The 24665-nt window shown below is 73.5% G+C and carries 26 protein-coding genes; 10 read left to right on the top strand and 16 right to left on the bottom strand.

The annotated features are described in order from the left end of the window. Positions 1-88 precede the first annotated feature (88 nt). The 12 genes from ACFOWE_RS05655 to ACFOWE_RS05600 all read right to left on the bottom strand — a co-directional run bounded on the left by ACFOWE_RS05655 (position 89) and on the right by ACFOWE_RS05600 (position 10580). Positions 89-655 (bottom strand): class F sortase, encoded by a 567-nt coding sequence (locus ACFOWE_RS05655; RefSeq protein ID WP_377285855.1) that lies wholly within the window; start codon positions 653-655, stop codon positions 89-91. A 5-nt stretch (positions 656-660) separates the two neighbouring features. Next, positions 661-1293, bottom strand: a complete 633-nt coding sequence (locus ACFOWE_RS05650) for a hypothetical protein (protein WP_377285853.1) — start codon at positions 1291-1293, stop codon at positions 661-663. Between the two features lie 124 nt (positions 1294-1417). Then, positions 1418-1873, bottom strand: a complete 456-nt coding sequence (gene tsaE / locus ACFOWE_RS05645; RefSeq protein WP_377285852.1) for a tRNA (adenosine(37)-N6)-threonylcarbamoyltransferase complex ATPase subunit type 1 TsaE — start codon at positions 1871-1873, stop codon at positions 1418-1420. Between the two features lie 118 nt (positions 1874-1991). Then, complete coding sequence (locus ACFOWE_RS05640) at positions 1992-3056, bottom strand: alpha/beta fold hydrolase (RefSeq protein ID WP_377285850.1); 1065 nt, start codon at positions 3054-3056, stop codon at positions 1992-1994. Between the two features lie 12 nt (positions 3057-3068). After that, on the bottom strand, positions 3069-4214 hold the full coding sequence (gene alr / locus ACFOWE_RS05635; RefSeq protein ID WP_377285849.1) for an alanine racemase: 1146 nt from the start codon (positions 4212-4214) through the stop codon (positions 3069-3071). Positions 4215-4254: 40 nt separating this feature from the next. Further along, positions 4255-5859: an NAD(P)H-hydrate dehydratase gene (locus ACFOWE_RS05630; RefSeq protein WP_377286448.1), complete on the bottom strand. Its 1605-nt coding sequence runs from the start codon at positions 5857-5859 to the stop codon at positions 4255-4257. Positions 5860-5920: 61 nt separating this feature from the next. Then, a complete protein-coding gene (locus ACFOWE_RS05625) occupies positions 5921-6271 on the bottom strand; it encodes a holo-ACP synthase (RefSeq protein ID WP_377285848.1) in 351 nt (116 codons plus the stop codon). A gap of 88 nt (positions 6272-6359) precedes the next feature. Further along, positions 6360-7130, bottom strand: a complete 771-nt coding sequence (locus tag ACFOWE_RS05620; protein WP_377285847.1) for a DUF2249 domain-containing protein — start codon at positions 7128-7130, stop codon at positions 6360-6362. A gap of 227 nt (positions 7131-7357) precedes the next feature. Then, positions 7358-8290: a cysteine synthase A gene (gene cysK / locus ACFOWE_RS05615; RefSeq protein WP_449301202.1), complete on the bottom strand. Its 933-nt coding sequence runs from the start codon at positions 8288-8290 to the stop codon at positions 7358-7360. Further along, entirely contained in the window at positions 8287-8913 is a 627-nt protein-coding gene (gene epsC, locus ACFOWE_RS05610) for a serine O-acetyltransferase EpsC (RefSeq protein ID WP_377285846.1), read from the bottom strand. Before epsC ends, cysK begins: the two co-directional genes overlap by 4 nt. A 513-nt stretch (positions 8914-9426) precedes the next feature. Beyond that, the gene (locus tag ACFOWE_RS05605) at positions 9427-9870 is read right to left on the bottom strand and encodes a hemerythrin domain-containing protein (protein WP_377285845.1); all 444 of its coding nucleotides are present in this window, start codon (positions 9868-9870) and stop codon (positions 9427-9429) included. Between the two features lie 107 nt (positions 9871-9977). Further along, positions 9978-10580 carry a TetR/AcrR family transcriptional regulator gene (locus ACFOWE_RS05600; protein WP_377285843.1) on the bottom strand — a complete coding sequence of 201 codons (603 nt, stop codon included), beginning with the start codon at positions 10578-10580 and terminating at the stop codon, positions 9978-9980. Between the two features lie 369 nt (positions 10581-10949). On the opposite strand from ACFOWE_RS05600, the gene ACFOWE_RS05595 reads away from it, so the two are divergent. The 7 genes from ACFOWE_RS05595 (at position 10950) to ACFOWE_RS05565 (ending at position 17083) form a co-directional block, all read left to right on the top strand. Further along, on the top strand, positions 10950-12053 hold the full coding sequence (locus tag ACFOWE_RS05595) for a cytochrome P450 (RefSeq protein WP_377285842.1): 1104 nt from the start codon (positions 10950-10952) through the stop codon (positions 12051-12053). Between the two features lie 41 nt (positions 12054-12094). After that, on the top strand, positions 12095-12292 hold the full coding sequence (locus tag ACFOWE_RS05590; protein ID WP_377285841.1) for a ferredoxin: 198 nt from the start codon (positions 12095-12097) through the stop codon (positions 12290-12292). 153 nt (positions 12293-12445) lie between these two features. Then, on the top strand, positions 12446-13378 hold the full coding sequence (coaA, locus tag ACFOWE_RS05585; protein WP_377285839.1) for a type I pantothenate kinase: 933 nt from the start codon (positions 12446-12448) through the stop codon (positions 13376-13378). 175 nt (positions 13379-13553) lie between these two features. Further along, positions 13554-14459, top strand: a complete 906-nt coding sequence (locus ACFOWE_RS05580; protein WP_377285837.1) for an ABC transporter ATP-binding protein — start codon at positions 13554-13556, stop codon at positions 14457-14459. Next, positions 14452-15453 carry an ABC transporter permease gene (locus ACFOWE_RS05575; RefSeq protein ID WP_377285836.1) on the top strand — a complete coding sequence of 334 codons (1002 nt, stop codon included), beginning with the start codon at positions 14452-14454 and terminating at the stop codon, positions 15451-15453. Before ACFOWE_RS05580 ends, ACFOWE_RS05575 begins: the two co-directional genes overlap by 8 nt. Further along, positions 15450-16370 (top strand): ABC transporter ATP-binding protein, encoded by a 921-nt coding sequence (locus ACFOWE_RS05570; RefSeq protein ID WP_377285835.1) that lies wholly within the window; start codon positions 15450-15452, stop codon positions 16368-16370. The genes ACFOWE_RS05575 and ACFOWE_RS05570 overlap by 4 nt, the downstream gene beginning before the upstream one ends. Beyond that, complete coding sequence (locus ACFOWE_RS05565) at positions 16367-17083, top strand: ABC transporter permease subunit (protein ID WP_377285834.1); 717 nt, start codon at positions 16367-16369, stop codon at positions 17081-17083. The genes ACFOWE_RS05570 and ACFOWE_RS05565 overlap by 4 nt, the downstream gene beginning before the upstream one ends. A gap of 63 nt (positions 17084-17146) precedes the next feature. Here ACFOWE_RS05565 and ACFOWE_RS05560 read toward each other — a convergent pair whose 3' ends face one another. The 4 genes from ACFOWE_RS05560 to rplM all read right to left on the bottom strand — a co-directional run bounded on the left by ACFOWE_RS05560 (position 17147) and on the right by rplM (position 20322). After that, complete coding sequence (locus ACFOWE_RS05560; protein WP_377285833.1) at positions 17147-17677, bottom strand: hypothetical protein; 531 nt, start codon at positions 17675-17677, stop codon at positions 17147-17149. A gap of 239 nt (positions 17678-17916) precedes the next feature. Further along, entirely contained in the window at positions 17917-19284 is a 1368-nt protein-coding gene (gene glmM / locus ACFOWE_RS05555) for a phosphoglucosamine mutase (RefSeq protein WP_377285832.1), read from the bottom strand. A gap of 4 nt (positions 19285-19288) precedes the next feature. Continuing rightward, positions 19289-19807 (bottom strand): 30S ribosomal protein S9, encoded by a 519-nt coding sequence (gene rpsI, locus ACFOWE_RS05550; protein ID WP_377285830.1) that lies wholly within the window; start codon positions 19805-19807, stop codon positions 19289-19291. A gap of 71 nt (positions 19808-19878) precedes the next feature. Continuing rightward, positions 19879-20322, bottom strand: coding sequence for a 50S ribosomal protein L13 (rplM, locus tag ACFOWE_RS05545; RefSeq protein WP_377285829.1), 444 nt, complete (start codon positions 20320-20322; stop codon positions 19879-19881). Positions 20323-20723: 401 nt separating this feature from the next. On the opposite strand from rplM, the gene ACFOWE_RS05540 reads away from it, so the two are divergent. The 3 genes from ACFOWE_RS05540 (at position 20724) to ACFOWE_RS05530 (ending at position 24662) form a co-directional block, all read left to right on the top strand. Further along, complete coding sequence (locus ACFOWE_RS05540; RefSeq protein ID WP_377285828.1) at positions 20724-21437, top strand: CAP domain-containing protein; 714 nt, start codon at positions 20724-20726, stop codon at positions 21435-21437. 35 nt (positions 21438-21472) lie between these two features. Further along, complete coding sequence (locus ACFOWE_RS05535) at positions 21473-22642, top strand: hypothetical protein (protein ID WP_377285826.1); 1170 nt, start codon at positions 21473-21475, stop codon at positions 22640-22642. 220 nt (positions 22643-22862) lie between these two features. After that, on the top strand, positions 22863-24662 hold the full coding sequence (locus ACFOWE_RS05530) for a hypothetical protein (RefSeq protein ID WP_377285825.1): 1800 nt from the start codon (positions 22863-22865) through the stop codon (positions 24660-24662). The last annotated feature ends 3 nt before the right edge of the window (positions 24663-24665 follow it).

Genomic DNA, 24665 nt, shown 5'->3' with positions numbered 1-24665 from the left:
CTCTCACTGCCGTGACCGGTTCTTCGATCTACGGCAGTGAGACTAGAAACGACTGATTTCGTCGCGGTTTTTCCGCGGTTTCCCCAGGTCAGGCCTGGGAGTCGGCGGGTTTGACCAGGGTGGCGTAGACGATCACGTTGTCGTCGTACTGGTTCCGGTCCCAGTCGAACCGCCCGCCGCAGGTGACCAGGCGCAGGCCGTCCTCCACGTAGACCTTGTCCGCGGGGAAACGGTCCTTGGACACCTGCTCGACGGCGTCGACGCGGTACTGGGCGACCTCGCCGTCGCTGCGCCTGACCTTGATGGCCTGGCCCTCGCGCATGCTCCTGAGCTTGTAGAAGACCGCCGGGGCGTCCTTGGTGTCGACGTGTCCCAGGATCACGGCGGGCCCGGGGTCGCCGGGGACCGCGGTGTCCTCCACCCAGCCGGCGACGCCCGGCTTCTCGTACGGCGGCAGCTCGACCTCGCCGTCGTCCACGCCGAGTCTCATCAGCGGCGCCTTCACGCCCAGCGACGGGATCTCGAGGCGTTCGGGCACGACCTCGGGCCGGACGGGCCCGGCGTCCCGGCCGTCGCCCCGGCCGAAGGCCACCATGGCGGCGCCGGTGAGCACTCCGGCCACGACGATCCGCGACCAGCGGGGGGAGTCGGCCATGGGGACTAGGAGCGGCGGTGCCGTACGACCGCGATGCCGACGCCTCCGGCCAGGAGCGCGGCGACCAGGACCCCGGCCGCGCCCAGCGGCGTGCCCGCGTCCTCGGGACCGCCGGCCGCGGTGCCGCCGCCACCGGTGTGCGGGGCCTTGGTGCTGACCGGGGTGCGGGTCGTGGTCGGCCGGGCGCTGGGCGTGCTGTCCGCCACCACGCGGAGGCTGGCCGTACCGGTGTCGTTGGTGCCCTCGCAGCGGGCGTTGATGTCGTAGACGCCGGGCTTGACGCCCCCGGCGACGGTGGCCTGCCCGCGCACCCACGGGCGCGGCGTGGGCGTGGCGGTGCCGGAGGGCACCGGGGTGGGCGTCGCCAGGATCGGGTCGAGCGTGACGGGGGTGCGGAAGACCTCCGAGGAGGCCGTGCCCCGGTGCTCGGGGCCGCCCTGGGGGATCGGGCAGTTGGCCAGCACCCAGACCTTCTCCCCGGCCTTCACCCGGGCGGGCTGGAGCTGGACCTCGATGTCGGCCCGCCCGGGCGCCGTCGCGCCCGGAGAGGAGGTCGCCGCGGCGTTCTCCGCCTCCGGCTCCGCCGTGCAGCCGGTCATCCCGATCAGGGCGATGGCCCCGACAGCAGCGACACGCATGACCTTTGGCACCGTCGCACCCCACTCCGCAGCCCGACCGACGACCCTCGGCCGACACGACTTCCCGCCTGTTCCCCATTAAACATGGGCAAGGCCGCCGGAGTCGATCATCGGTAAAGATGATCTATACCAAGTGCGCGGGGATCTCCTGCCACCGGGCGCCGACCCCGCGGAGCCGCACCGTGCGCTCCTCGCCCGTCTCGCCCCGGTCGATGCGGATCTCCAGCCGGTCCTCGGCGAGGCCCTCGACCAGGCCTTCCCCCCACTCCACCAGCGTGACCGATTCCTCCAGGGAGGCGTCCAGGTCCAGGTCGTCGACCTCCAGGTCGCCGCCGAGCCGGTAGGCGTCCACGTGCACCAGCGCGGGACCGCCCGCCAGCGAGGGGTGCACCCGGGCGATCACGAAGGTCGGCGAGGTGATCGGCCCGCGCACCTTGAGCCCTTCGGCGATGCCCTGGACCAGGGTCGTCTTGCCCGCGCCGAGGGGACCGGAGAGCACCGCCAGGTCACCCGGGCGCAGCAGCCCGGCCAGCTCGGCGCCCAGCTCCCGCATCTCCTCGGCGGTCGCCACCGTTCTCACTGCCCGCTCACCCTCACTGCCCGCTCGCTCCCACTCCCGGCGGTCGTCGCGCTCTCGCGGTCCGCCGCCTCCGCATCCCACCGCCCGCCCGGCCGCGCTCCGGCGGCCGCGCGGGCCCTCACTCCTCGGCGGCGTCGGCCGCCACGCGCTTCAGCAGGTCGCGCAGGGCGTCGTTGACCGCGCCCGGCCGCTCCAGCTGGACCAGGTGCGAGCTGCCCGGCACCTCGGTGTACCAGGCGCGCGGCAGCGCCGCGGCCATCGCCTTGCTGTGCTCGACGGGGGTCAGCCAGTCGCCGTCGCCGACGACGATGGAGGTGGGCACGCCGTCCAGCACGCCCAGCGCGCTCAGTTTGTCGTGCGACATCAGCGCCGGGTAGAAGTCCGCGATGACCTCGAAGGGGGTGGAGCGGATCATCGACTCGACGAAGTCGACCACGGTGGGGCTGACGTTCTCGGAGTCGCCGAACCCCAGGTGGCGCAGGACCAGGAAGGCCACGTCGCTGCCGGCCTGGCGGCCCTTGTCCACCAGCGCCCCCCGGCGGCCGAGCATGGCCACCGTGCCGGGCGTGATCATGTGCACGGCCTTGGAGAGCAGGGCGGGCAGGCCCAGCGAGACCTCGGCCAGCTTGCCCGCGGAGGTGGAGATGAGGGCCACGCCCTTGACCCGGTCGCCGAAGAGCTCGGGGTGCCGGTCCGCGAGCGCCATGATCGTCATCCCGCCCATGGAGTGGCCGACGAGCACGCACGGCCCGGGGGCCAGTTCCTGGAGCACCTCGTACAGGTCCTCGCCGAGCCGGTCGATCGTGGAGTCGTCGACCTTGGTGCGCTGGGAGCGCCCGTGCGAGCGCTGGTCCCACAGCACCAGGCGGTAGGAGTCGCGCAGGTCACGCCGCTGGTAGTGCCAGGAGTCCAGGTTGAGCGTGTAACCGTGGCAGAGCACCACGGTCAGCGCCGCGTCCTCGGGACCGTCGACCTCGACGTGCAGGGAGACCCCGTCCGAGGTCCTGACCGTGTGCGGCCGGCCGCGCAGCTCGCCCAGCGGCTCACTGGCCTCCAGGTCCGGGCGGAGCCTGATCCGGCCCACGGCGTACCGCTTGGCGAAGGTGGCGGCCGCCACTCCGGCGGACGCCGCACCGAAGACCGCGCTCGCGATCCCCACCTTGCGTCGTGTCGTAGTAGCCATCGCGCACCCCCTTTACCGGTAAACGCGTGGTACGCGCGAACCGATCCCGGTCACGATCTCATACGTGATCGTGCCGAGGGAATCCGCCCATTCCTGTGCGGTCGGCTCATTGTGTGAGCCCTCACCGAACAGGATCACCTCGTCTCCCTCCGTCAGAGGGTCGTCCCCCACGTCGATCACGAACTGGTCCATGCAGACCCGTCCGGCGATGCGCCGCCGGCGGCCTCCCGCCAGCACCTCCGCCTGGTTGGTGGCGTGCCGGGGGATGCCGTCCGCATACCCGAGAGGGACAAGAGCAAGCGTTGTTTCACAATCTGTGACATAAAGGTGCCCATAGGACACTCCGGAACCCGCCGGGACCCGCTTGGCCAGCGCGACCCGCGCCACCAGCGTCATCGCCGGGCGCAGCCCGAAGTCCCCCAGCTGCGGGACCGGGCTCAGCCCGTAGAGCGCGATGCCCGGCCGGACCATGTCGTAGCGGGCCCGCGGGACCGTCAGGGTCGCCGCCGAGTTGGCGATGTGGCGGAGCACGCCGGGACCGGCCGCGCCCATCTTCTCCGCGACCCCCACCGCCTCGTCGAAGGCGTCGAGCTGGACCTCGACGGACGGGTGCCCGGGGATGTCCGCGCAGGCCAGGTGCGACCAGAGGCCGGCGATCTCGACCGTCCCCGCCGCCTGCAGGGCCAGCGCCCGCTCCAGCAGCGCGGGCCAGTCCGCGGCGGTCGCGCCGCCGCGCCCGTTGCCGGTGTCGATCTTCAGATGCACCCGGGCCGGCCGCCCCGCCCGGCCCGCCGCCGCCGCGATCTCGTCCACCAGCCACGGCGCCCCGGCCGCCAGCTCCACGTCCTTCGCGACGGCCTCCTCGAGCGGCTCGCCCGGCGGGATGAGCCACGCCAGCACCGGCGCGGTGACGCCCGCGGCCCGCAGGGTCAGTGCCTCGCGCACGTAGGCGGTGCCCAGCCGGTCGGCGCCGCCCTCCAGCGCGGCACGCGCGACCGGGACCATCCCGTGCCCGTACCCGTCGGCCTTGACCGTGGCCATGAGCAGGGCGCCGGCGGCGCGCTCCCGCAGCAGTGCGGCGTTCTCCCGGATCGCGGACAGATCCACCCGCGCCTCGGCGGGGGTCGTCACCTCGGCGGGGGTCGTCGGGAAACTCATCTTTCCAGTCTGGCAGCTCCATCCTGATGCCGAAGCCCGTTCACAGCCGCCCCGACGACGGCCCGTTCACAGCCGCCCTGACGACGGCGGGCAGCGCCTCCGCGACGTCCCCCGCGGAGACCGGGCCCGCATGCCCGGCCAGGCCGTGCAGGTAGGCCGCGCACGAGGCCGCGTCGTAGCAGCTCAGCCCGGCCGCCAGCAGCGCGCCCGCGAACCCGGCCAGCACGTCGCCGGTCCCGCCGGTGGCCAGCCACGGGCTCCCGGTGGGGTTGACCCGGACCGGCCTGCCCGCCTCGGCGACCAGCGTGGTCGAGCCCTTCAGCAGCACCGTCGCGCCCAGTTCCCGGGCCGCCCGCCGCACGTGCTCCAGCCGGCGCGCCTCGATCCGCGACCGGCCCACCCCCAGCAGCCGGGCCAGCTCTCCGGCGTGCGGGGTGAGCAGCGTCGGCGCGGCGCGCCGCAGCAGCGACCGGTCCTCGGCGGCCAGCGTCAGCGCGTCGGCGTCCACCAGCACCGGCAGGTCGCTCGCCAGCACCGAGCGGGCCAGTGCGAACGCGTCCGCGTCGGTGCCGAGGCCGGGCCCGAGCACCCACGCCTGCACCCGGCCGACCTCGCCGGCCCCCTCCCCCGGTGCCAGCTCGGTGACCACCGCCTCCGGCCAGCGGGCCCGCACCCCGGCCACCGGCTCGGCGACCCCCGCGTAGCGCACCATGCCGGCCCCGCCCCGGACCGCGCCGCCCACGCACAGCACCGCCGCGCCGGTGTAGCGCCGGCTCCCGGCCACGATCCCGACGACCCCCCGGCGGTACTTGTCGGAGCGGGCGTCCGGCCGCGGCAGCCGCAGCGCGACGTCCTCGTCCGTCAGCGCGGCCACGTCGGGGTCCGGCAGGTACGGCCCCAGCCCGATGTCGACGAACTCCACCCGGCCGGCGCGCTCCGCGCCCGGATCGACCAGCAGCCCGGTCTTGAGCGCCCCGAAGGTGACCGTGACGTCCGCGCGGACCGCCGCGCCCTCGACCCGCCCGTCGCTCGCGTCCACACCGCTCGGCACGTCCACCGCGACGACGGCGCAGGGTGCCTCCCCGGCGATCCGGGCCAGCGCCGCGTACGGCTCGCGCAGGGCGCCCGACCCGCCGATGCCGACCAGCCCGTCCACGACCAGGTCGGCGGCGGCGACCAGCCCGGCGACCGCGGCGGGCACCCCGGCACGGGCCCGGTGGCCCTCCGCGGGAGCCGTGCCGCCCGCCGTGCCTTCCACCGCGCCGCCCGCCCCGCCTTCCACCGTGCCGTTCCGGGACCGGGCCTCCGTGGAAGGGACGTCCGAGGAAGGCCCCCCCGGGGAAAGGACGTCCGAGGAGAGGGCGTTCCGGGACGGGGCGTCCCGGAGGTCCAGCACCCGCCCGCCCGCCCGGCGCAGTGCCGCCAGACCTGCCGCGTGCACCCGCGTCCCGGCCAGGACCGCGTCCACCCGCGCCCCGCGGGCCGCCAGGCGGGCTCCGGCGTACAGGGCGTCGCCACCGTTGTCCCCGCCGCCGGCCAGCAGCACGACCCGGGAGCCGTACACCCGGCCGAGCATCCGGGCGCAGACCACCGCGAGCCCGGTGGCCGCACGTTCCATGAGCGCGCCCTCGGGCAGCGTCGCCATCAGCGCCGCCTCGGCCGCCCTGATCTGGTCAGAGGTGTATGCCGTCCGCACCCTGCCGAATCTAACCCTCGGCGATCACATAGGCGACGGCGACGCCCCCGTCATGTGTCAGTGAGATGTGCCAGCGGGCCACGCCCAGCGCTCCGGCGACCTCGGCGGCCCGCCCGGTCACCCGCAACTCCGGGCGGCCGTGCTCACCGGTCACCACCTCGGCCTCGGCGTGGAGCAGCCCGGGCGGGGCCCCGAGCGCCTTGGCGACGGCCTCCTTGGCCGCGAACCGCGCGGCCAGGGACTCCGTCCGCAGCCCGCGCTCCCGCTCGGTGAACAGCCGCGCCCGCAGCCCGGGCGTGCGCTCCAGCGTCGCGGCGAACCTGGCCACGTCCACGACGTCCACACCGATGCCCACGATCACCGCCCCAGGGTACGGGGCCCGCGCGGGCGGCCGGGGCGGTCACGGCACGGCCGCCCGCGCGCCGGGATCCCCGGCCGTGCCGCGGCGCTCAGGAGCGGCCGATGCGCACCCGCCACACGGCCGGCCCGGCCTCCTCGTACTCCCAGGTGAACTCCCCCGGGTGCTCGGCGGCGAACTGGTAATAGAGGGGCTTGGGGTCGTGGTCGTTGACGAGCACGAACGCCGTCCCCGGCGGCAGGTCGCCGAAGGTGGCGAAGATCTGCTCGTGTCGCCGGGCGGGGACCAGGCGGCGCACGTCGAGCTCGCCGGCGACGTACGGGCCCGGCGTTCCGGCCTCTCCGACGCCGCAGCCGCAGCCGCCGCACCCGCACCCCTGCGCGGAGGAGGGCTCCCCGAGGATCTCGTGCATCCCGTCGAGCAGGGCGGCGAGGTCGACGCCGGTGTCGGCGAGGGCGGGCAGCAGGACGTCGTTCTCCTTCGCCAGGTGCGCCTGGAACAGGGCGTTGAGCGCCGCGGCGGCGCTGACCGCCTCGCCGGGGGTGCCCGCCCTCTCCAGCTCCCCGACGAGGTCGCGCAGCACGGTGTGCTCGGCGCTCATGGCGCGCGCGAGCAGCTCCGTCTCGGGCAGGTCCGCCGCCACGCGGTACAGCGTCTCCTCCTCCGCCATCGCGTGCGGCAGCACCTCCTCGGTGCAGTAGGCGACCAGCGCCGCCTGCCGGGCGGGCACCGGCATCAGCCGGTCGACCGAGCGGGCGATGGTCACCGCGTGGTCGGCCACCGTACGGCCGAGCTTGTCGTGGTGGGCGCGGATCGTGGCCAGGACGGCGGCCTGCGGGTTCTCCGTCTCCTGCGCTGTCATGGGATTCCTCTCGTCTGCGGCCGGTGGGCCGGGTGGGCGGGCGGGCTCCGGGAGGTGTCCCGGGCCCTCGGGCGGGAGGCCCGGAAGAAGGACGGGGATGAGGACGGGGATGGTGGGGGACGGTGTGGGGATGGGCGTGAGGGCGGACGCGCCGCACCGTGGACTGCTCCACACCGTGGACTGCTCCACACCGTGGACTGCTCCACACCGTGGACTGCTCCACACCGTTACACCGTGAACAGGGGGGTGCTGAGGTAGCGCTCACCGGTGTCCGGGAGGACCACGACGATCAGCCGGCCCTCGTTCTCCGGGCGCGCGGCGACGGCCGTGGCCGCGCTCAGGGCCGCGCCGCCGGACACCCCGGCGAGGATGCCCTCGGTGCGGGCGAGCCTGCGGGCGTCGTCCCGGGCCTCCTCCACGGAGACCCGGAGCACCTCGTCGTAGACCCCGGTGTCCAGCACCTCGGGCACGAACCCGGCGCCGATCCCCTGGATCCCGTGCGGGCCCGCCGTCCCGCCGGACAGCACCGGGGACTCGGCGGGCTCGACGGCGACCACCCGCACGCCCGGCTTCTTGTCCTTCAGGAAGCGCCCCACGCCGGTGACCGTGCCTCCGGTGCCGACCCCGGCGACCAGCGCGTCGACCTCGCCGGCGGTGTCCTCCCAGATCTCCTGCCCGGTGGTGCGCAGGTGCACGTCGGGATTGGCCGGGTTGGCGAACTGCTGGGGCATGAACCAGCCGTGCTCGGCCGCGAGCCGGGACGCCTCGGCCACCGCGCCCCTCATGCCCGCGGCGGCCGGGGTGAGCACCAGGTCGGCGCCGTAGGCCGCCAGCAGGGCCCGGCGCTCGAGGCTCATGCTCTCCGGCATGGTCAGCGTCAGCCGGTAGCCCTTCGCCGCGGCAACCATGGCCAGGCCGATCCCGGTGTTGCCACTGGTCGGCTCGACGACGTGGTCTCCGGGGGCGAGACGGCCGGCGTCCTCGGCCGCCTCGATCATCGCCCGGGCGATGCGGTCCTTGACGCTCCCGCCCGGGTTGGCGGACTCCAGCTTGGCGACGAGGCGTCCGGGCAGGTCCACGCCGAAGCGCGCCAGCCGTACCAGCGGGGTGCGGCCGATGAGGGACAGGACGTCGGGGTGGATCGCGGTCACGGGGATCATCTCCTGGTGGTCACCCGCGGCAGCGGGGCGGGACGGGGAACGGCACCGGCGGCACCGGCGGCACCGGCGGCACCGGCGGCGCTGGCGGCGTTGGCGGCGCTGCCAGCGTTGGCGGCGCTGACGGTGGAGGGCGGCGCCGAGACCCGGGCGCCGGCGGGCACGTCCTCCAGGACGAGGGCGTGGGCGCCGACCGACGCGTCGTCCCCGACGTGCACGCGCCCGAGGATCGAGGCGCCCACGCCGACGGTCACCCGGTCGCCGATGACCGGGTGGCGGGCGGCGCCCTTGCCGTCGGACCGGAAACCGCGCCCGCCCAAGGTGACGCGGTGGTAGAGCGTGACGTCGTCGCCGATGACGGCGGTCTCGCCGATGACGACACCCGCCCCGTGGTCGATGACCAGGCGGCGGCCGATGCGCGCGCCGGGGTGGATCTCGACTCCGGTCAGGGCCCGGGCGAGCTGCGAGATCAGGCGCGGCGCGAAGGGCAGGCCGCGGCGGTGCAGGCGGTGGGAGAGACGGTGGATCCACACCGCCCACAGGCCCGGGTACAGCACGACCTCGATCATGTGTGCTCCGTACAGGGCGGGGTCGCGCCGGCAGACGGCGCGCAGGTCTTCGAGCATGGGAGGGCGTCCTCGGCGGGGTCGCGGTGAGAGGCGGCGCCGACCGGCCGGGAGGGGCCGGCCGGCGCCCGGGTGCGGCGGACGCCGGAGGGTGCGGCGTCAGACCGCGGGACAACGCTCGTCGAAGACGCGGCGGACGTGGACGCCGGTCATGGGCACCGCGAACCGCGAGCCGGCCAGGCGGCGGAGCGGTCGCGCATCGGTCATGTCACAGACCCTAGGTACGGCGCCGGCGCGCGGGCACCGGCGCAGGTCACTCCCGGAGGGGACTTCGGTCCCGGATCCCGTGGGCCCTTCGGCCCCGGCCGGAGCGGCGCCCCGGTCACCCCAGGTCAGCCCCGGTCGGCCCCGGTCATCACCGATCACGCCACAGCCACGGACACACCACGGACACACCACGGACACACCACGGACACACCACGGACACGGCCGCCGGGAGGCGCACGGTCCGCGGGGGCGGGGACCGTACGCCTCCCGGCGGCCGGGCGCGTCACGAGCGCGTCGGGGAAGGACTCAGCCGCCCACCGGCTGTTCCGGGGTGATGCGGTCCCAGGCCGCGATCGGCAGCATGATGATCGAGGCGGGGAAGAGGCCGTGCTCCTCGTGGTCGATGTGGTGGTGCAGCTTGCGGATCGCCTCCAGCACGGCGGGCCAGTCGGGGTCGTCCCGGTCGATCCCGCTGAACACCCCGTGGATGTCGTCGTGCTCGGCGCAGAGCTTGTCGACCTCCTCGGCCAGCGAGCCCTCGGCGCGCAGCTCGGCGAAGAGCCCGCTCTCCTCGGTGGCGGTGTGCGGGAGCAACTGGGCGAGCAGCTCGTCGAGGAGCGTGCCCGCGTCGCCGTACCGGCCCTCGTTGATGGCCCGGCGCAGCGTCCCGGCGGTCTCCTCGATCTCCCAGTGCTCCTCGGAGAGCCGTCCGATCAGCGGGAAGTCGCGGCAGCCGCAGTAGTTGCACATGGTGTGTGATCCCCCGGTGTCACCCGATGTCGTCTTCTGACTCCAGAGTGCCTTCCGGCGGGAGATCGCGGCCAGAGCAGGCCGTCCTGAGGCCGTAGGGCCGTTCGTCACATCGGGGCCGGGACGGCGGGGCGGCGCGGGGCCCGGAGCCCCAGGGTGCGCCGGCCGGCCTCGAGGAGGTGCTCGCGCAGCGCGTCGTCGCCGAGGTCGATCCGGGCCGGGCCCACCGCGGCGGCGATGCCCGCCAGCACCATGGCGGCGTTGACGCGCCCGGCCGGGCCGGGGACGACGGCGGCGAGGAGGTCCAGCTGGCGGTCGATCAGGTCACACGTCTCGGGCCGGGCGCGCAGCATCTCGATCACACCCGCGTCGCAGGCGAGGAAGCCGACCACGGCCCGGTGCTCCACGGCGAGATCGGCGTATCCGGCGAGCACGTGCTCCGCCCGCGCCCGGGGGGTGCGCTTCGCCTCGGCGGTCTCGACGACGGCCCGCATCCGGCTCAGCACCGGCTCGACCACCGCGGTGAGCAGCTCCTCGCGGGTGCGGAAGTGGTGGTAGACGGCCGCCTTCGTGATCCCGAGCTCGTCGGCGATCATCTGGAGCGAGGTGCCCGCGAAACTGTGCCGGGAGAACAGGCGGACCGCGACCTCGACGAGGCGCTGCCGGGTGTGGGTCTCGCTGGATGCTCGCTGGACGGCTCTGGCGGCCACATGTGCTCCTTCTCACGGCACCGGGCTTCTCCGGTGTCCTTGATTTTAGCTCGTCAGCCCGGACAGGCGGCAGCAGCTCGGCCTGCCGATCGGCAGGCTGTCAACTTGCCGAACGGCAAGTGACCTGCATCATAGTCACTCGCCAATTACTTGCCGATCGGCTAGTAATCGACTAATTGATCGGCGAGGCGGCGAGCCGCCGTCCGGCCCGAGATCGAAGCGAGGAACAGACATGACCGACACGCCGGCCGACGCCTCCGGCGGAGCGGCGTCGCCCGTCCCCGGCTATCCGATGTCCCGGGACGCCCGCTGCCCGTTCCACCCCCGGCGCCCCTGCGGCGGCTGACCGCCGAGGCCCCCGTCTCGCGGGTGCGGATCTGGGACGGCAGCACGCCCTGGCTCGTCACCCGGCACGCCGACCACCGGGCCCTGCTCACCGACCCCCGGCTCAGCATCGACGAGAAGCTGCCCGGCTTCCCGCACATGACCCGGGGCCGGGCCGAGGTCGCGAAGACCACCCCGAAGCTGATCACCAACACCGACGCGCCCGAGCACACCCGGCTCCGCCGGATGGTCAACGGCCCGTTCATGGTCAAGCGGATCGAGGCCATGCGGCCCGCGATCCAGAAGATCGTCGATGAGCGGATCGACGCCATGCTGGCCGGGCCGAACCCGGTCGACCTCGTCACCGCCCTGGCCCTGCCGGTGCCGACACTGGTGATCTGCGAGCTGCTGGGCGTGCCGTACGAGGACCACGGGTTCTTCCAGCGCAACAGCAACCTCGTGCTGAGCCACGAGTCGTCGGGGGAGGAGGCCCGGGAGGCGAGCGTCGCGCTGGCCGTGCACCTCGGCGGCCTGCTCGCCGAGAAGATGGCGGAGCCCGCCGACGACATGATCTCGGAGCTGGCCGCCCGGGTGAGGGCCGGCGAGATGACCGGCGAGGAGGCGGTCACCATGAGCGTGGCCGTGCTGATCGCCGGGCACGAGACCAGCGCGAGCATGATCCCCCTCGGCACGCTCGCCCTGCTCCGCAACCCCGGCCAGCTCGCCGTGCTGCGCGGGACCGGCGACCCGAAGGTCGTCGCCGGCGCGGTCGAGGAGCTCCTGCGCTATCTGACGATCGTGCACACCGGCGTGCGCCGGATCGCCACCGAGGACATCGAGATCGGCGGCCAGGTCATCCGCGCCGGGGACGGCGTCATCTTCGACCTGTCCGCCGCGAACTGGGACGAGCTCGCCTTCCCCGAGCCCGAGCGGCTCGACCTGGCCCGGCCCGCCCGCCGGCACCAGGCGTTCGGGTACGGCCCGCACCAGTGCCTCGGCCAGTCCCTGGCCCGGGTGGAGCTCCAGGTCGTCTACGGCACGCTCTACCGGCGCGTCCCGACGCTCCGCCTGGCCGTCCCGGACGACGAGGTCGAGTTCGCGTTCGAGGGCGTCGCCTACAGCCTGCGCTCCCTGCCCGTCACCTGGTGACCGGTGCCCCCGCCGAGACGAAGAAGCAAGGAGGAAACCTCATGCGTGTAGAACTCGACGAGCCCAAGTGCGTGGCGGCGGGCCAGTGCGTCATGGTCGCCCCGGAGGTCTTCGACCAGCGGGACGAGGACGGCGTCGCGGTCGTGCTGGACGAGACGCCCGGCGCCGAGCTCCACGAGCAGGTGCGGGAGGCCGCGGCGGTCTGCCCGGCGGCGGCCATCCGGCTGGTGGGGGATTGATCTCCTCTCCGCGCCTGAAGGCAGGGGTCTCCACGCTTCAAGGAGTTCCGACGGGAAGGATCGTCGTGGCCGGCGCCTCGGCCGCCGGCGGGCGGAGCCGTACCGGGAGCCCCGTCCGGGGCCCCCGGTGACCGATCAGTAGGCTTGCGAGCCATGGCAGGGTGGGACACGGCGACGCCGTACGTGGAGCTGAGCAGGGAGCAGTGGAGCGAGCTCCGCAAGAACACGCCGCTCACGCTCACCGAGGACGAACTGGAGGAGCTGCGCGGAGTCGACGATCCGATCGACCTGGCCGAGGTCACCGACGTCTACCTGCCGCTGACGCGCCTGCTCAACCTGCACTTCACCGGGGCCCGGCAGCGCAGCGCCGCGGTCACCACCTTCCTCGGCTCCAGCCGGGAGCCCGCCCCGTACATCCTGGGCATCGCCGGGAGCGTCGCGGTCGGCAAATCGACCACGGCGCGGCTGCTGAACACCCTGCTGGCCCGCTGGCCCGAGCACCCCCGGGTGGAGCTGATCACCACCGACAGCTTCCTCCACCCGAACCGGGTCCTCACCGAGCGGAACATCATGCACCGCAAGGGCTTCCCGGAGAGCTACGACCGGCGGGCGCTGGTCAGGTTCGTGGCCGCCGTCAAGGCGGGGCAGCCGGAGGTGAGCGCCCCGGTCTACAGCCACCTGGAGTACGACATCGTGCCCGGCGCGGTGCAGACCGTGCGCCGGCCCGACATCCTCATCGTCGAGGGCCTCAACGTCCTGCAGCCCGCGCCGCCGACCGCGCTGGCGGTCAACGACTACTTCGACTTCTCGATCTACGTGGACGCCAAGACCGAGCACATCCGCGACTGGTACCTGGACCGCTTCCACAAGCTCCGCCGCACGGCCTTCGAGGACCCCAAGTCCTACTTCCGGCACCTGGCCGAGATGTCCCACGAGGAGGCCACGGCGTTCGCGAAGGAGGTCTGGCGCGACATCAACGAGCGCAATCTCGTCGAGAACATCGCCCCCACCCGGGGCCGGGCCGGTCTCGTGCTGCACAAGGGCGCCGACCACGCGATCCGGCGGGTACGGCTGCGCCGCGTCTGACCCGGCCCGACCGCACGCCCGCCCGGCCCGACCGACCGCACGCCCGCCCGGCCCGATCGCCCGCCCGGCCCTGGTCCGCGGGCCGCGTCCCCAGGGTTCTCCCGGACTTCCGGACGAGGGTCCGATCGTCCGGACGGCCGAGGCGCTCCCGCCTCCGGGCCGGTAGTGTCCGATCATGACCATCCTCGCCACCGAGGGACTCACCAGGCGCTTTCCCCGGGTGACCGCGCTCGACCGGCTCACCGTCGCCGTCGGACCCGGCGTGACCGGACTGGTCGGCGCCAACGGCGCGGGCAAGTCCACGTTGATCAAGATCCTGCTGGGCCTGCTCGAGCCCTCCGCCGGGGGTGCGCACGTGCTCGGCATGGACGTGACGACCCGGGGAGCCGAGATCCGCCGGGTCGTGGGCTACATGCCCGAGCACGACTGCCTCCCGCCCGACCTGTCCGCCACCGAGTTCACCGTGCACATGGCCCGGATGTCCGGGCTGCCGCGCACCGCCGCCCGCGAGCGCGCCGCCGACGTGCTGCGCCACGTGGGCCTGTACGAGGAGCGCTACCGCGCGATGGGCGGCTACTCCACCGGGATGAAGCAGCGGGTGAAGCTGGCCCAGGCGCTGGTCCACGACCCGAAGCTGGTCTTCCTGGACGAGCCCACCAACGGGCTCGACCCGGCCGGCCGCGACGAGATGCTCTCCCTGATCCGCCGGATCGGCACCGAGTTCGGCATCAGCGTGCTGGTCACCTCCCACCTCCTCGGCGAGCTGGAGCGGATCTGCGACCACGTCATCGTGATCGACGGCGGCACGCTGCTGCGCTCCTCGGCCATCTCCGAGTTCACCCAGGAGACCCGGACCGTCACGGTCGAGGTCGAGGAGGGCCGGGATCTGCTGGCCGCCCGCCTGGCCGAGCTGGGTGAGACCGTCACCACCGAAGGCCGCACGCTCCTGGTCGACGTGCGGACCCCCGAGACCTACGACACCCTCCGCGACGCCGTCTGCGACCTCGACCTCTGTCTCATCCGCATGGAGCAGGGCCGCCGGCGCATCGAGGACGTCTTCAGGGAGCCCGCCGATGCCTGACCCCATCCCCACCGCCGGGACCCCCGGCCCCACCGGTGACGGGACCTCCGCCGCCGGCACCCCCGAGACCCCCGCAGGGAGCCCTGCGGGGACCTCCGCGGGGACCTCCGCGGGGGGCACCGCCGCCACCGGCGTCATCCACGACATCGGGTACCGCCACTACGACGGGCCGCGCCTCGGCCGCCGGCACGCGACGGCCGCCCTGACCTGGCACAGCCTCCGCGGTGTCTTCGGCCTCGGCCGCACGGCCCGCGCGAAGATCATCCCCTTCACGCTCGCGGGAGTCATGATGCTCCCCACCGTGGTCTCCATCGCGGCCATGGCCTTGGCCCAGCAGCGGGTCATGGGCTACACCGAGTACGCGGTCGTCATGCAGACCGTGCTGGCGATCTTCCTCGCCGCGCAGGCGCCGTACACCGTCGCGCCGGACCTGCGCTTCAAGGTGCTGCCGCTCTACCTGTCGCGCCCGGTGACGATCGGGGACTACGTCGGGGCGAAGCTCGCGGCGATGGCGGCCGCGGTCTTCCTGCTGCTGGCCGTACCGCTGACCGTGCTCCTCGCCGGAGAGCTGATCGTCGGTCCCCCGTGGCCCGCGCGCACCGGCGAGTACCTGACGAGCATGGCGGGCTCGGCCGGCTACGCGGTGCTGCTGTCCTGCCTCGGCGTGGCGATCGCCTCGTTCACCCCCCGGCGCGGGCTGGGCGTCGCCGCGGTCATCGCGCTCTACCTGCTCTCCTCGGGCGTCTCGGCCGCCGTGGCCGCGATGCTGGAGTCGGTCAACGATTACACCGCCGCCGGCTGGGCCTGGCTGATCAACCCCTTCTTCCTCGTGGACGCGGCCGTCCAGGTGGGGATCTTCGGCGCCGAACCGTCCGGTCCCGGCTCCTACCCGACCGGGATCGGCGTGGCGGGCGCGATCGCCATCATGCTCGCCCTGGTCGCGCTCTCGGTGACCGCCCTGATCGCCCGTTACCGGAAGGCGGCCGCGCGATGAAGATCGAACTGGCTCAGGTCTCCCGCTGGTACGGGAACGTGGTGGCCGTCAACGACGTCACCATGACCATCGGGCCCGGCGTCACCGGCCTGCTCGGCCCCAACGGCGCGGGCAAGTCCACGCTGCTGCACATGATGGCCGGCTTCCTGGCGCCCTCCGGCGGGACCGTGACCCTCGACGGCGCCCGCATCTGGCGCAACCACGAGATCTACCGCTCGATCGGCCTGGTCCCCGAGCGCGAGGCCGTCTACGGCTTCCTCACCGGCCGGCGGTTCGTGCTCTCCGGCGCACGGCTGCACCGCCTGCCCGACCCCGAGGGCGCCACCGCCAAGGCGCTGGCCCTGGTCGAGATGGAGAGCGCCGCCGACCGGCGGATCGAGACCTACTCCAAGGGCATGCGCCAGCGGATCAAGGTCGCCGCGGCGCTCGTGCACGACCCCGCGGTGCTGCTGCTGGACGAGCCGTTCAACGGCATGGACCCGCGCCAGCGCCTGCACCTGATGGACCTGATCCGCTCCATGGGAGCCGAGGGCAGGACCATCCTGTTCAGCTCGCACATCCTGGAGGAGGTGGAGCGCGTCGCCCAGCACATCGAGGTCCTGGTCGCCGGCCGGCACGCCGCCTCCGGCGACTTCCGCGAGATCCGCCGCCGGATGACCGACCGGCCGCACCTGTTCCGGATCCGCTCCAGCGACGACCGCCGCCTGGCCTCGGCCCTGATCGCCGACGCCTCCTCCGGCTCGGTCTCCCTCACCGAGACGGGCCTGGCGGTGCAGGCCCTGGACTTCCGGCGCTTCACCCGGCTCCTGCCCCGCCTGGCGCGGGAGACCGGGGTGCGGGTCTGGCAGGTCTCCCCCGCCGACGAAGACCTGGAGAGCGTCTTCTCCTACCTGATCGACAGGAGCGGCAGATCATGAACGCCGTCATCGCCGACATCTCCTACCGGGCGCTGCTCGGCCGCCGGAGGGTCTGGTTGCTCGTCCTGCTCCCCCTGGTGCTGCTCGGCCTGACCGCCCTGCTCCGGGTGATCGGCGCCGACGGCGAGCGGGCCACGGTGGTCCTCCTGCAGACCTTCGCCATCGGCATCATGCTGCCGCTGCTCGGCCTGATCGCCGGCACCGGCGTGATCGCCCCGGAGATCGACGACGGGACGGTCCTCCATCTGCTGGCCAAGCCGATCTCCCGGCCGGTGATCGCGCAGACCAAGTTCCTGGTCGCCGCCTCGGTCGTGGCCGTCTTCGCCGCCGTGCCGACCTTCGCCGCCGCCTACCTGCTGGTCGGCGCGGAGGCCGGGGTGGCGGCCGGGTTCGCCCTGGGCGCCCTGGCCGGGGGCATCGCCTACGCGGCGGTGTTCATGCTGCTGGGCGTCCTGACCCGGCACGCCGTCACGATCGGCATCGCCTACGCGGTGGTCTGGGAGGGCGTGGTGGGCAACTTCGTGCCCGGCGCCCGCCGCTTCTCGATCCAGCAGTGGGCCCAGACGGTGGCCGACCAGGTGTCCTCCTCGGTCTTCCTGCGCACCGAGATCGCGCTCGGCTTCGCCGTGCCGGCGCTGCTGGTCGTCACGGTGGGCGCCGTCGTGTGGGCGGGACTGCGCCTGCGGAGCTTCTCCCTGACCGGCGACGAGTGAGACCCCGCCCCGGAGACGGGTACGGCCCGCGCACCGGGCGCGGGCCGTACGGGTCTGGCGGGGTCAGGCCGGGAAGTCGTTCGGGTTGACGCCGCGGGCGCGCGCGTTGCCGCCCTTGACGGGGGTGATGGTCAGCTTCCAGATGGTCGAGCTGGTCGAGGTCGTCGTGAACCGGAGCTGGTTGTCGAAGCGCTGGTAGACGGCGTTCCGGCCGAACCGGCCCTTCGAGACGCTGAACCGGTAGCCGCTGGTGAAGTAGACCTTGTAGGTGCCGTCCCGGACGCCGGTGACCTTCGCGGTCGACCTGGCGCGGACGTAGACGCTGACCGCCTTCTTCTTGCCCCGGACGAGGGTGACGACGGCGTCCGTCCGGCCGCCGTTCTTGACCGACAGGGTGCCGTGGCCGCCGAGGAGGCGGGCGTAGAGGATCCTCCCGTTACGGGGACGGGCCGCCGCGGTCTCGACCGTGCCGGCGGCCTCGACCTTGGTGACCGTCGCGGCTGCGGGGGTCGCGGCGGAGGCCGGGGCGGCGGTGAAGCCGGTCAGGAGAGCGGACGCGAGGGCCACTCCCGCGAAGGGACGTAAAGAGAACATGTCCGCAAATATGGCGAACTTTCCGGTAGCCCGTCAACGCGGTTCCACGCGGAGGGACCCTCGGGAGGCCTCCGCCGGAACGGGCTCCACCGTGCGCAACCGCAGGCCGGACGCCATTTTCGAAGGAGAGACGCCGGAGCGGGTCCGGCGCCTCCATCAGGAGGCGCCGGACCCGCTCAGACGAGGTTCACGCGCGGACCGCTCAGACGAGACTCACACGCAGACCGTGCGGACGAGGGTCACACGCAGACCGCACGGACGACGTCCGCCAGCCGCTCCGCGAGCCGCTCGGCCTGCTCCGGGGAGGCAGCCTCGACCATGACACGGATCATCGGCTCGGTGCCGCTGGGGCGGATCAGCACCCGGCCGGTCTCCCCCAGCTCGCGCTCCGCCTCCGCGACGGCCTCGGCCAGCGCCGGCACCGAGGCCTTCGCCCGGTCCACACCCTTGACGTTGACCAGGACCTGCGGGAGCCGGGTCATCACCGAGGCGAGCTCCGCCAGCGGCCTGCCCTGGTGGGCCACGGCCGCCAGCAGGTGGAGCGAGGTCAGCAGGCCGTCCCCGGTGGTGGCGTGGTCGAGCATGATCACATGCCCGGACTGCTCGCCGCCGAGGGTGTAGCCGCCCTCCCGCATGGCCTCCAGGACGTAACGGTCGCCCACCGCGGTCTCGACCACGTTGATCCCGGCCTCGCGCATCGCCAGCTTGAAGCCCAGGTTGGACATGACCGTGGCGACCACGGTGTCACCCGCCAGGCGGCCCTCGGCGTGCATGGCCAGGGCCAGCACGGCCATGATCTGGTCGCCGTCGACCACCTCTCCGGTGTGCGCGACCGCCAGGCAGCGGTCGGCGTCGCCGTCGTAGGCGATCCCGACGTCCGCGCCGCGGGAGACCACGACCTGCCGGAGCTTGTCCAGGTGGGTGGAGCCGACGCCGGCGTTGATGTTCAGCCCGTCGGGGCGGGCCCCGATGGTCTCGACCTTCGCCCCGGCCCGGACCAGCGCCTCTGGAGCCACCTCGTGGGCGGCGCCGTGGGCGCAGTCGATGACGACGCTCAGGCCGTCGAGGCGGCCGGGGAGCGTGGACAGCAGATGGGAGACGTAGCGGTCGGTCTCGCCGTGCGCCTCGCGCACCCGGCCGACCGCGGCGCCGACCGGGCGGGTCCACTCCTCGCCGAGACGCTGCTCGATCTCGTTCTCCACCGCGTCGGGCAGCTTGAAGCCGCCGCGGGTGAGGAACTTGATCCCGTTGTCCGGAGCGGGGTTGTGGGAGGCGGAGATCATCACGCCCATGTCGGCTCTGAGAGCCGTCGTCAGATAAGCGACCGCCGGGGTCGGCAGCACGCCGAGCCGGAGCACGTCCATGCCGGACGACGCGAGGCCGGCGACCACCGCGGCCTCCAGGAATTCACCTGAAGCCCGGGGATCCCGGCCCACAACGGCGACCGGGCGGTCCGGCGAGGAACCGGACCGCCCGTCGTCGGCGCTGAACGCTCCGGCGTCGCCGAGGACATGAGCCGCCGCCACGGACAGGTCCATGGCGAGCTCGGCGGTGAGGTCGCGGCCCGCGACCCCCCGCACCCCGTCGGTGCCGAAAAGGCGCCCCAAGGTCTTAACGCTTGCTGTACTGCGGAGCCTTGCGGGCCTTCTTGAGGCCGTACTTCTTACGCTCGGTGGCGCGGGCGTCGCGGGTCAGGAAGCCGGCCTTCTTCAGCGGCGGGCGGTTGACCTCGACGTCCAGGATCGCCAGCGCGCGGGACAGGCCCATGCGCAGGGCACCGGCCTGGCCGGTGACGCCACCGCCGTCGATGCGGGCGATGACGTCGAACTGGCCCTCGGCGCCGAGCGTCACGAAGGGCTCGTTGACGATCTGCTGGTGGACCTTGTTCGGGAAGTAGACGTCGAGCGGACGGCCGTTGATCGTCCACTTGCCGGTGCCCGGCACGATGCGCACGCGGGCGACGGCCTCCTTGCGGCGGCCGGTGCCGTACGAGTTGCCCAGGGTGATGGGCTTGCGCACGGCCTCGCCGCCGGCGGCGGACTCGGTGGTGTACTCGGAGGGGAACTCCTCCGCGTTGTAGTCGTCCAGCTCGCCCTCGATGGGCGTCTCGACACCGGTGGGCTCAGCCACGGTTCTCCTCAAACTTTCCTACTCGGCGCCGGCCGTCGGCCAACGCTGCTGGCGATGCGCAGCTCGTACGGCTACTGGGCGATCTGGGTGATCTCGAACGGCACCGGCTGCTGGGCCTGGTGCGGGTGCTCGGCGCCGGAGTAGACCTTGAGCTTCTTGATCATCTTCCGGCCGAGGGCGTTCTTGGGCAGCATGCCCTTCACGGCCTTCTCGACGGCGCGCTCGGGGCGCTTGTCCATGAGCTCGGCGTAGGTCACGGAACGCAGACCGCCAGGGTAGCCCGAGTGCCGGTAGGCCTTCTTCGTCTCGAGCTTGTTGCCCGTCAGCGCGACCTTGTCGGCGTTGATGACGATGACGAAGTCACCGGTGTCGACGTGGTTCGCGAAGACCGGCTTGTGCTTACCGCGAAGCAGCGTCGCGACGTGGCTGGCCAGCCGGCCGAGCACGACATCGGTGGCGTCGATGACATACCACTGACGCTCGACTTCAGCAGGCTTGGGTGTGTACGTGCGCACGGTCGTATGCCTTCTTTGTTCGCGTCTTCGGCGCTGTCGGAGATGACAGCAACATGGTCGGTAGGTGCGGGCACACGACAGCCCGGACCTTCCGTCTCCCAAAAGGAGATGACGCCGGACGCGCCGCGTATCGGTCTACAGAAGAGACCCATTCGCACACAACGAATCAGCAGGATACATCCGGAGAGGAGCAGGGGTCAAAACAACGCCCTCACCGGTGCCCCGGGCGAGTTTATCGCGCGCGGGGGGATGCCCGGACGGCCGGGGAACGGCGGTCGGCAGAACGTTTGCAACTCGTTCCCGACATTCCCTTCTTCAACTATCTCAACATCTCTATCGTTGCTAGCAGTATGTGGCAGTCCCCTTACCCCTGGCATACCCGGCGGACCGGCTTGCGCCGCGTGGGACTGTCCGCCTGCCTGGCGGCCGTCCTGTTCATCGGATTCGTCCTGGGCAGGGAGACCCGCGACGAGCAGGTGCCCGACCAGGTCTATCTGAACGAGGCCGCTCCCGCGATCCCCTCGCCCGGCACGGCCAGAGGGGCGGGCCGGGCCGTCGAGCAGCGGGCGCCGCTGCGCCGGGTGATCCGCCCGTCCGCCACCCCCGCCGCCACCCCGAAGCGGAGCCCCGCCCCCCGTTCCTCCCGCGGCCCGCGCAACATCATCGACGGCTTCACCGACGGCGACTCCCGCTACCCCCTGCGGGGCGACGGCGGCGAGGGTTTCTCGCGGTCGCTGAGCGCGATGGAGACCGAGGTCGTCCGGCTCACCGACATCGAGCGCCGCAGGGCCGGCTGCCCGCCCCTGCGGATCGACGAGCGGCTGGTGCGGTCCGCGCGGGCGCACTCCGCCGAGATGGCCCTGCACGACGATTTCTCGCACGACTCCCCCGGAGGCCTCTCCCCCTGGGAGCGGATGGAGGCCGCCGGATACCCCGACGGAGGCGCCGAGAACATCGGCCGCGGCTACACCTCGGCCAAGGAGGCCGTCGAGGGCTGGATGGCCAACCCCGGCCACCGGCGCAACATCCTCAACTGCACGCTGAAGGCCACCGGGGTCGGCGTGGTGGACGGACCCGGCGGCCCCTGGTGGACCCAGGATTTCGGATACTCCTGACCGGGTCCGCCCTGATACGGAGCTAGTCTCAGCGCATGGGTTTCCCCGGTGATTCTCCCCGCCGCCAGCCGTACGTCCAGCCCGACGGCCCCTCACGGCCTCCGTTCGCGCCCGGCGCGCCGCAGCGGCCGCCCGCGTGGGGCGGACGACCGGACGGACAGCCGGACGGACAGCCGGACGACCGGCCGGACGGACAGGGCGAGAGCTGGTTCGGCGCGCCCTCCCCCGGCCACGCCCCCCGGCAGCCGGACCCCGGGCCGGCGGACGCGCCCCGCCGGGCCCCGCAGCCGGAGCCGCCGTACCCCGGCGAGCCCGCGCGGCGCCCGGGGACCTTCGAGGACCCCGGAAGCGCGGGGGCCTCCGGGGGCGCAGGGGCCTCCGGGAAAGCGGGGGCCTCCAGGGGCGCAGGGCGCCCGAAGAAGGCGGACAGGACGCCGCGCCCCGCCAAACAGCCGTGGAGCCCCTACGAGGAGGGGCCTCGTGCCCTCCTCCCCACCTTCGTCGCGATCGGCGTGGTCGGCGTGCTCATCGCCGGCGGCGTCGGCCTGGCCGTCTTCGCCGGTTCCGGGGACGACTCTCCGCCCGGCGCAGGGGACGTCCCGGCTCCGGCCGCCGCGGACCCGGCGATCCCCGCCAACCCCGGGGGCGTGTTCGGCTTCGCGGAGGCCCGCAAGACCGACCCGCACAAGCTGGCGCTGGACGAGCTGTTCAAGAGCAAGAAGGTCCGGGTCAAGGGGCAGGACTACGCGATGACGGTCCAGCGGCACGACAAGAAGTGCAAGGACGCCGCGGTCGGCGCCACTCTCCAGAAGGCCCTCACCCAGGGCAGGTGCAACCAATTCCTGCGCGCCAGCTTCCGCGACGCCTCCGGGAAGGTCATCGGGACCGTGGGCGTGGCCAACCTGGAGACGTCCGCGGCCGCGGCCAAGGTCGTCAAGGCCGTCGGCGGCAAGAAGGGATCGAAGGAGTACCTCAAGGTCCTGCCCGGCAAGGACAAGGTCACCAAGTTCCTCGGCACCGGCGAGGCGTTCGTCGGCGGATGGCGGCACGGCCACTACGCCGTGCTGGTCTGGTTCCAGTACAAGGACGGCCACATGCCGAACGCGTCCGAGAAGAAGAAGCTCAACGCGGCCGCGTTCGGAGTCGTCGACGCGACCGTCACGCCCGCTCTGGAGTCACGTTCCCTGACCGGCAAGCGCCCCTGAGTAAGCACCCCGTTCATGTGTTTTCGGGCATGAATCCGGCGGGCGATCCGGCCAGGAACACCCATACCCCACGTGCCGATCTCCGGCTGTCGCTACGCTGCGACGTATGCGTGGCCAGGAATCCGGATCCGAGCACGAGCGCGAAACCGACGGTTCGGCCGTACCGGCGACGCCGCCGCCGAGCTTCGGGCGCCCCTCGTCGCCCGTGCCTTCGTCGCCCGTGCCTGCGAGCGAGCCCACCGACGACGGACCACCTCACGCCCCCGCGGCGTGGCAGGAGCCCTCGGCCGGGCCGTGGGCTCCGGACGGCGGCCCCGCCTCCCACGACCCGCAGGCCCCCCACGACGCGCAGGCGCCGTACGGCCCGCGGGACCCCTACGACCTGCTCGCGCCGGAGACCCCCGCCGTCCCCGCTCCCGTCGCGCCGCCCGCAACCGGTTCCGGCTCGCCGGACGGCCCCGGCGAGCAGAGCGCCCCGGCGTGGCAGCCCCCGCCGGCCTTCACCGCCGCCGCCGCCGGCATACAGGTGTGGCCGTCCCCCGCCTCGGACACCTCCGGCGTCCCCGTCTGGCCCGCGGCCACCGGCGAGCCCGTGGAGGAGCTGTCCTGGCCCGACGCAGACGAGGAGATCCGCCCCGGCCAGCCCGACGTCATCGCCCCCGCCCCCGGGAGTCAGGAGAACGACGTCACCACCCCCGAGAGCCAGGAGAACACCGTCGACACCCGTGTCCCCGCCCCCGGCACGCCGGACCGGCAGGAGTCCTTCTCCGCCGTACCCGCCGCACCGGATCCGCTGGAATCCGCTCCCGCCGCCCCGGGCGACCGCCCGGACCTCCATCCCGCCCCGCCTCACGGCGCCACACCCGTGGCTGATGGCACCGCACCCGTGACCGGCGCCACCGCCGGGGCGGACGACCCCGTCCGGGAGCCGCACCCGGACCCGGGCGAGACCGGACCGGCCGCTGCGCCCGCCCCGGTCGCCGGGCATCCCCAGGGGGCCGGAGAGCCGCCCGCCCCGGGCCTGCCTTCGCCCCAGCCCCCCGCGCCCGCCCCGGCCCCGGCCCCGGCCGCCTCCGCGCCTCCGCCTCCCCCGGCGGCCCTCCCGACGGCCCTCCCGGTGGGGCCGCCCGCGCTCCCCTCCGCCGACCAGCCGACCCCTCCGGGAGGGTTCCCGGTCGTGCCCCCGCCGCTCCCGCTCCCTCCGGCCCCGTCCGGCGCCCGCCCGTCCGGCCCCGTGGCGGAGCGGGGGCCCTTCGAGCCGCCCTCGGCCGTGACGACCGAAGCGCCCGCTCCTGCCGCCGCGGCCCCCGGCCGCGGCAGGATCATCCTGGCGGCGGCCGCGGTCGCGGCCGTGGTGGGCGGCATCGGCGCCGGAGCCTTCTTCGCGTACCGGTCGCTCAGCACCGACGAGGCCCCGCCCTCGGCCGCGCCGGAGGTCAGCGTCCCGGCGTCGGAGAGTCCGGTGGACATCCCGACCGAGGAGCTCGTCGACGCCACCGTGCTCAACTCCGAGCTGACCGACCCGGGCAAGATGACCCTGGCCGAGGCCTTCGCCAAGAAGGTGACGGTCTCCGGGACCACGTTCACCCGGGTCAAGACCCATCTGGCCCAGGAGTGCGGCAAGGCCGCGGCGGGCGCCTTCGCCACCGCGCTGGAGGACGGCGACTGCCGCCGCGTGCTCCGGGCCACCTACGTCGACAAGAAGAAGAGGTACGCAGTCACCACGGGTGTCGCGGTCCTGCCCACCCGGGAGGCGGCCGTCAAGGTCGACCAGGCCAAGGACCTCGGCAAGAACCTGTGGTTCCGCGCCCTGCGCGGAACCGCCGGCACCGGCGCCGAGCGCGTGCACATCGCGGGCGGCTACGCGTCGGGACTGGTCTGGGGCCGCTACATCGTCTTCAGCTACGCCACCTTCGCCGACGGGCACACCCCCACCGCGAAGGAGAAGGGCCTCGGCAGGCTCAGCGGCAGCTTCCGCGACCAGACCGCCAAGGTCGTCGAGCGGCGCGTCACCCGCTGAACA

The sequence above is a fragment of the Planomonospora corallina genome, from assembly GCF_042650625.1.
Taxonomy (GTDB): domain Bacteria; phylum Actinomycetota; class Actinomycetes; order Streptosporangiales; family Streptosporangiaceae; genus Planomonospora_B; species Planomonospora_B corallina.
The sequence above is the reverse complement of the archived record's forward strand: the minus strand, read 5'-3'. Positions and strand labels throughout refer to the sequence as shown.

Coding starts and splice junctions, on each gene's coding strand:
- ACFOWE_RS05655 (WP_377285855.1), bottom strand. CDS start 655: ATGGCCGACTCCCCCCGCTGGTCGCGGATCGTCGTGGCCGGAGTGCTC.
- ACFOWE_RS05650 (WP_377285853.1), bottom strand. CDS start 1,293: ATGCGTGTCGCTGCTGTCGGGGCCATCGCCCTGATCGGGATGACCGGC.
- ACFOWE_RS05640 (WP_377285850.1), bottom strand. CDS start 3,056: ATGGCTACTACGACACGACGCAAGGTGGGGATCGCGAGCGCGGTCTTC.
- alr (WP_377285849.1), bottom strand. CDS start 4,214: ATGAGTTTCCCGACGACCCCCGCCGAGGTGACGACCCCCGCCGAGGCG.
- ACFOWE_RS05630 (WP_377286448.1), bottom strand. CDS start 5,859: ATGGCGACGCTGCCCGAGGGCGCGCTCATGGAACGTGCGGCCACCGGG.
- ACFOWE_RS05620 (WP_377285847.1), bottom strand. CDS start 7,130: ATGACAGCGCAGGAGACGGAGAACCCGCAGGCCGCCGTCCTGGCCACG.
- cysK (WP_449301202.1), bottom strand. CDS start 8,290: ATGATCCCCGTGACCGCGATCCACCCCGACGTCCTGTCCCTCATCGGC.
- epsC (WP_377285846.1), bottom strand. CDS start 8,913: ATGCTCGAAGACCTGCGCGCCGTCTGCCGGCGCGACCCCGCCCTGTAC.
- ACFOWE_RS05605 (WP_377285845.1), bottom strand. CDS start 9,870: ATGTGCAACTACTGCGGCTGCCGCGACTTCCCGCTGATCGGACGGCTC.
- ACFOWE_RS05590 (WP_377285841.1), top strand. CDS start 12,095: ATGCGTGTAGAACTCGACGAGCCCAAGTGCGTGGCGGCGGGCCAGTGC.
- coaA (WP_377285839.1), top strand. CDS start 12,446: ATGGCAGGGTGGGACACGGCGACGCCGTACGTGGAGCTGAGCAGGGAG.
- ACFOWE_RS05580 (WP_377285837.1), top strand. CDS start 13,554: ATGACCATCCTCGCCACCGAGGGACTCACCAGGCGCTTTCCCCGGGTG.
- ACFOWE_RS05575 (WP_377285836.1), top strand. CDS start 14,452: ATGCCTGACCCCATCCCCACCGCCGGGACCCCCGGCCCCACCGGTGAC.
- ACFOWE_RS05570 (WP_377285835.1), top strand. CDS start 15,450: ATGAAGATCGAACTGGCTCAGGTCTCCCGCTGGTACGGGAACGTGGTG.
- ACFOWE_RS05565 (WP_377285834.1), top strand. CDS start 16,367: ATGAACGCCGTCATCGCCGACATCTCCTACCGGGCGCTGCTCGGCCGC.
- ACFOWE_RS05560 (WP_377285833.1), bottom strand. CDS start 17,677: ATGTTCTCTTTACGTCCCTTCGCGGGAGTGGCCCTCGCGTCCGCTCTC.
- ACFOWE_RS05535 (WP_377285826.1), top strand. CDS start 21,473: ATGGGTTTCCCCGGTGATTCTCCCCGCCGCCAGCCGTACGTCCAGCCC.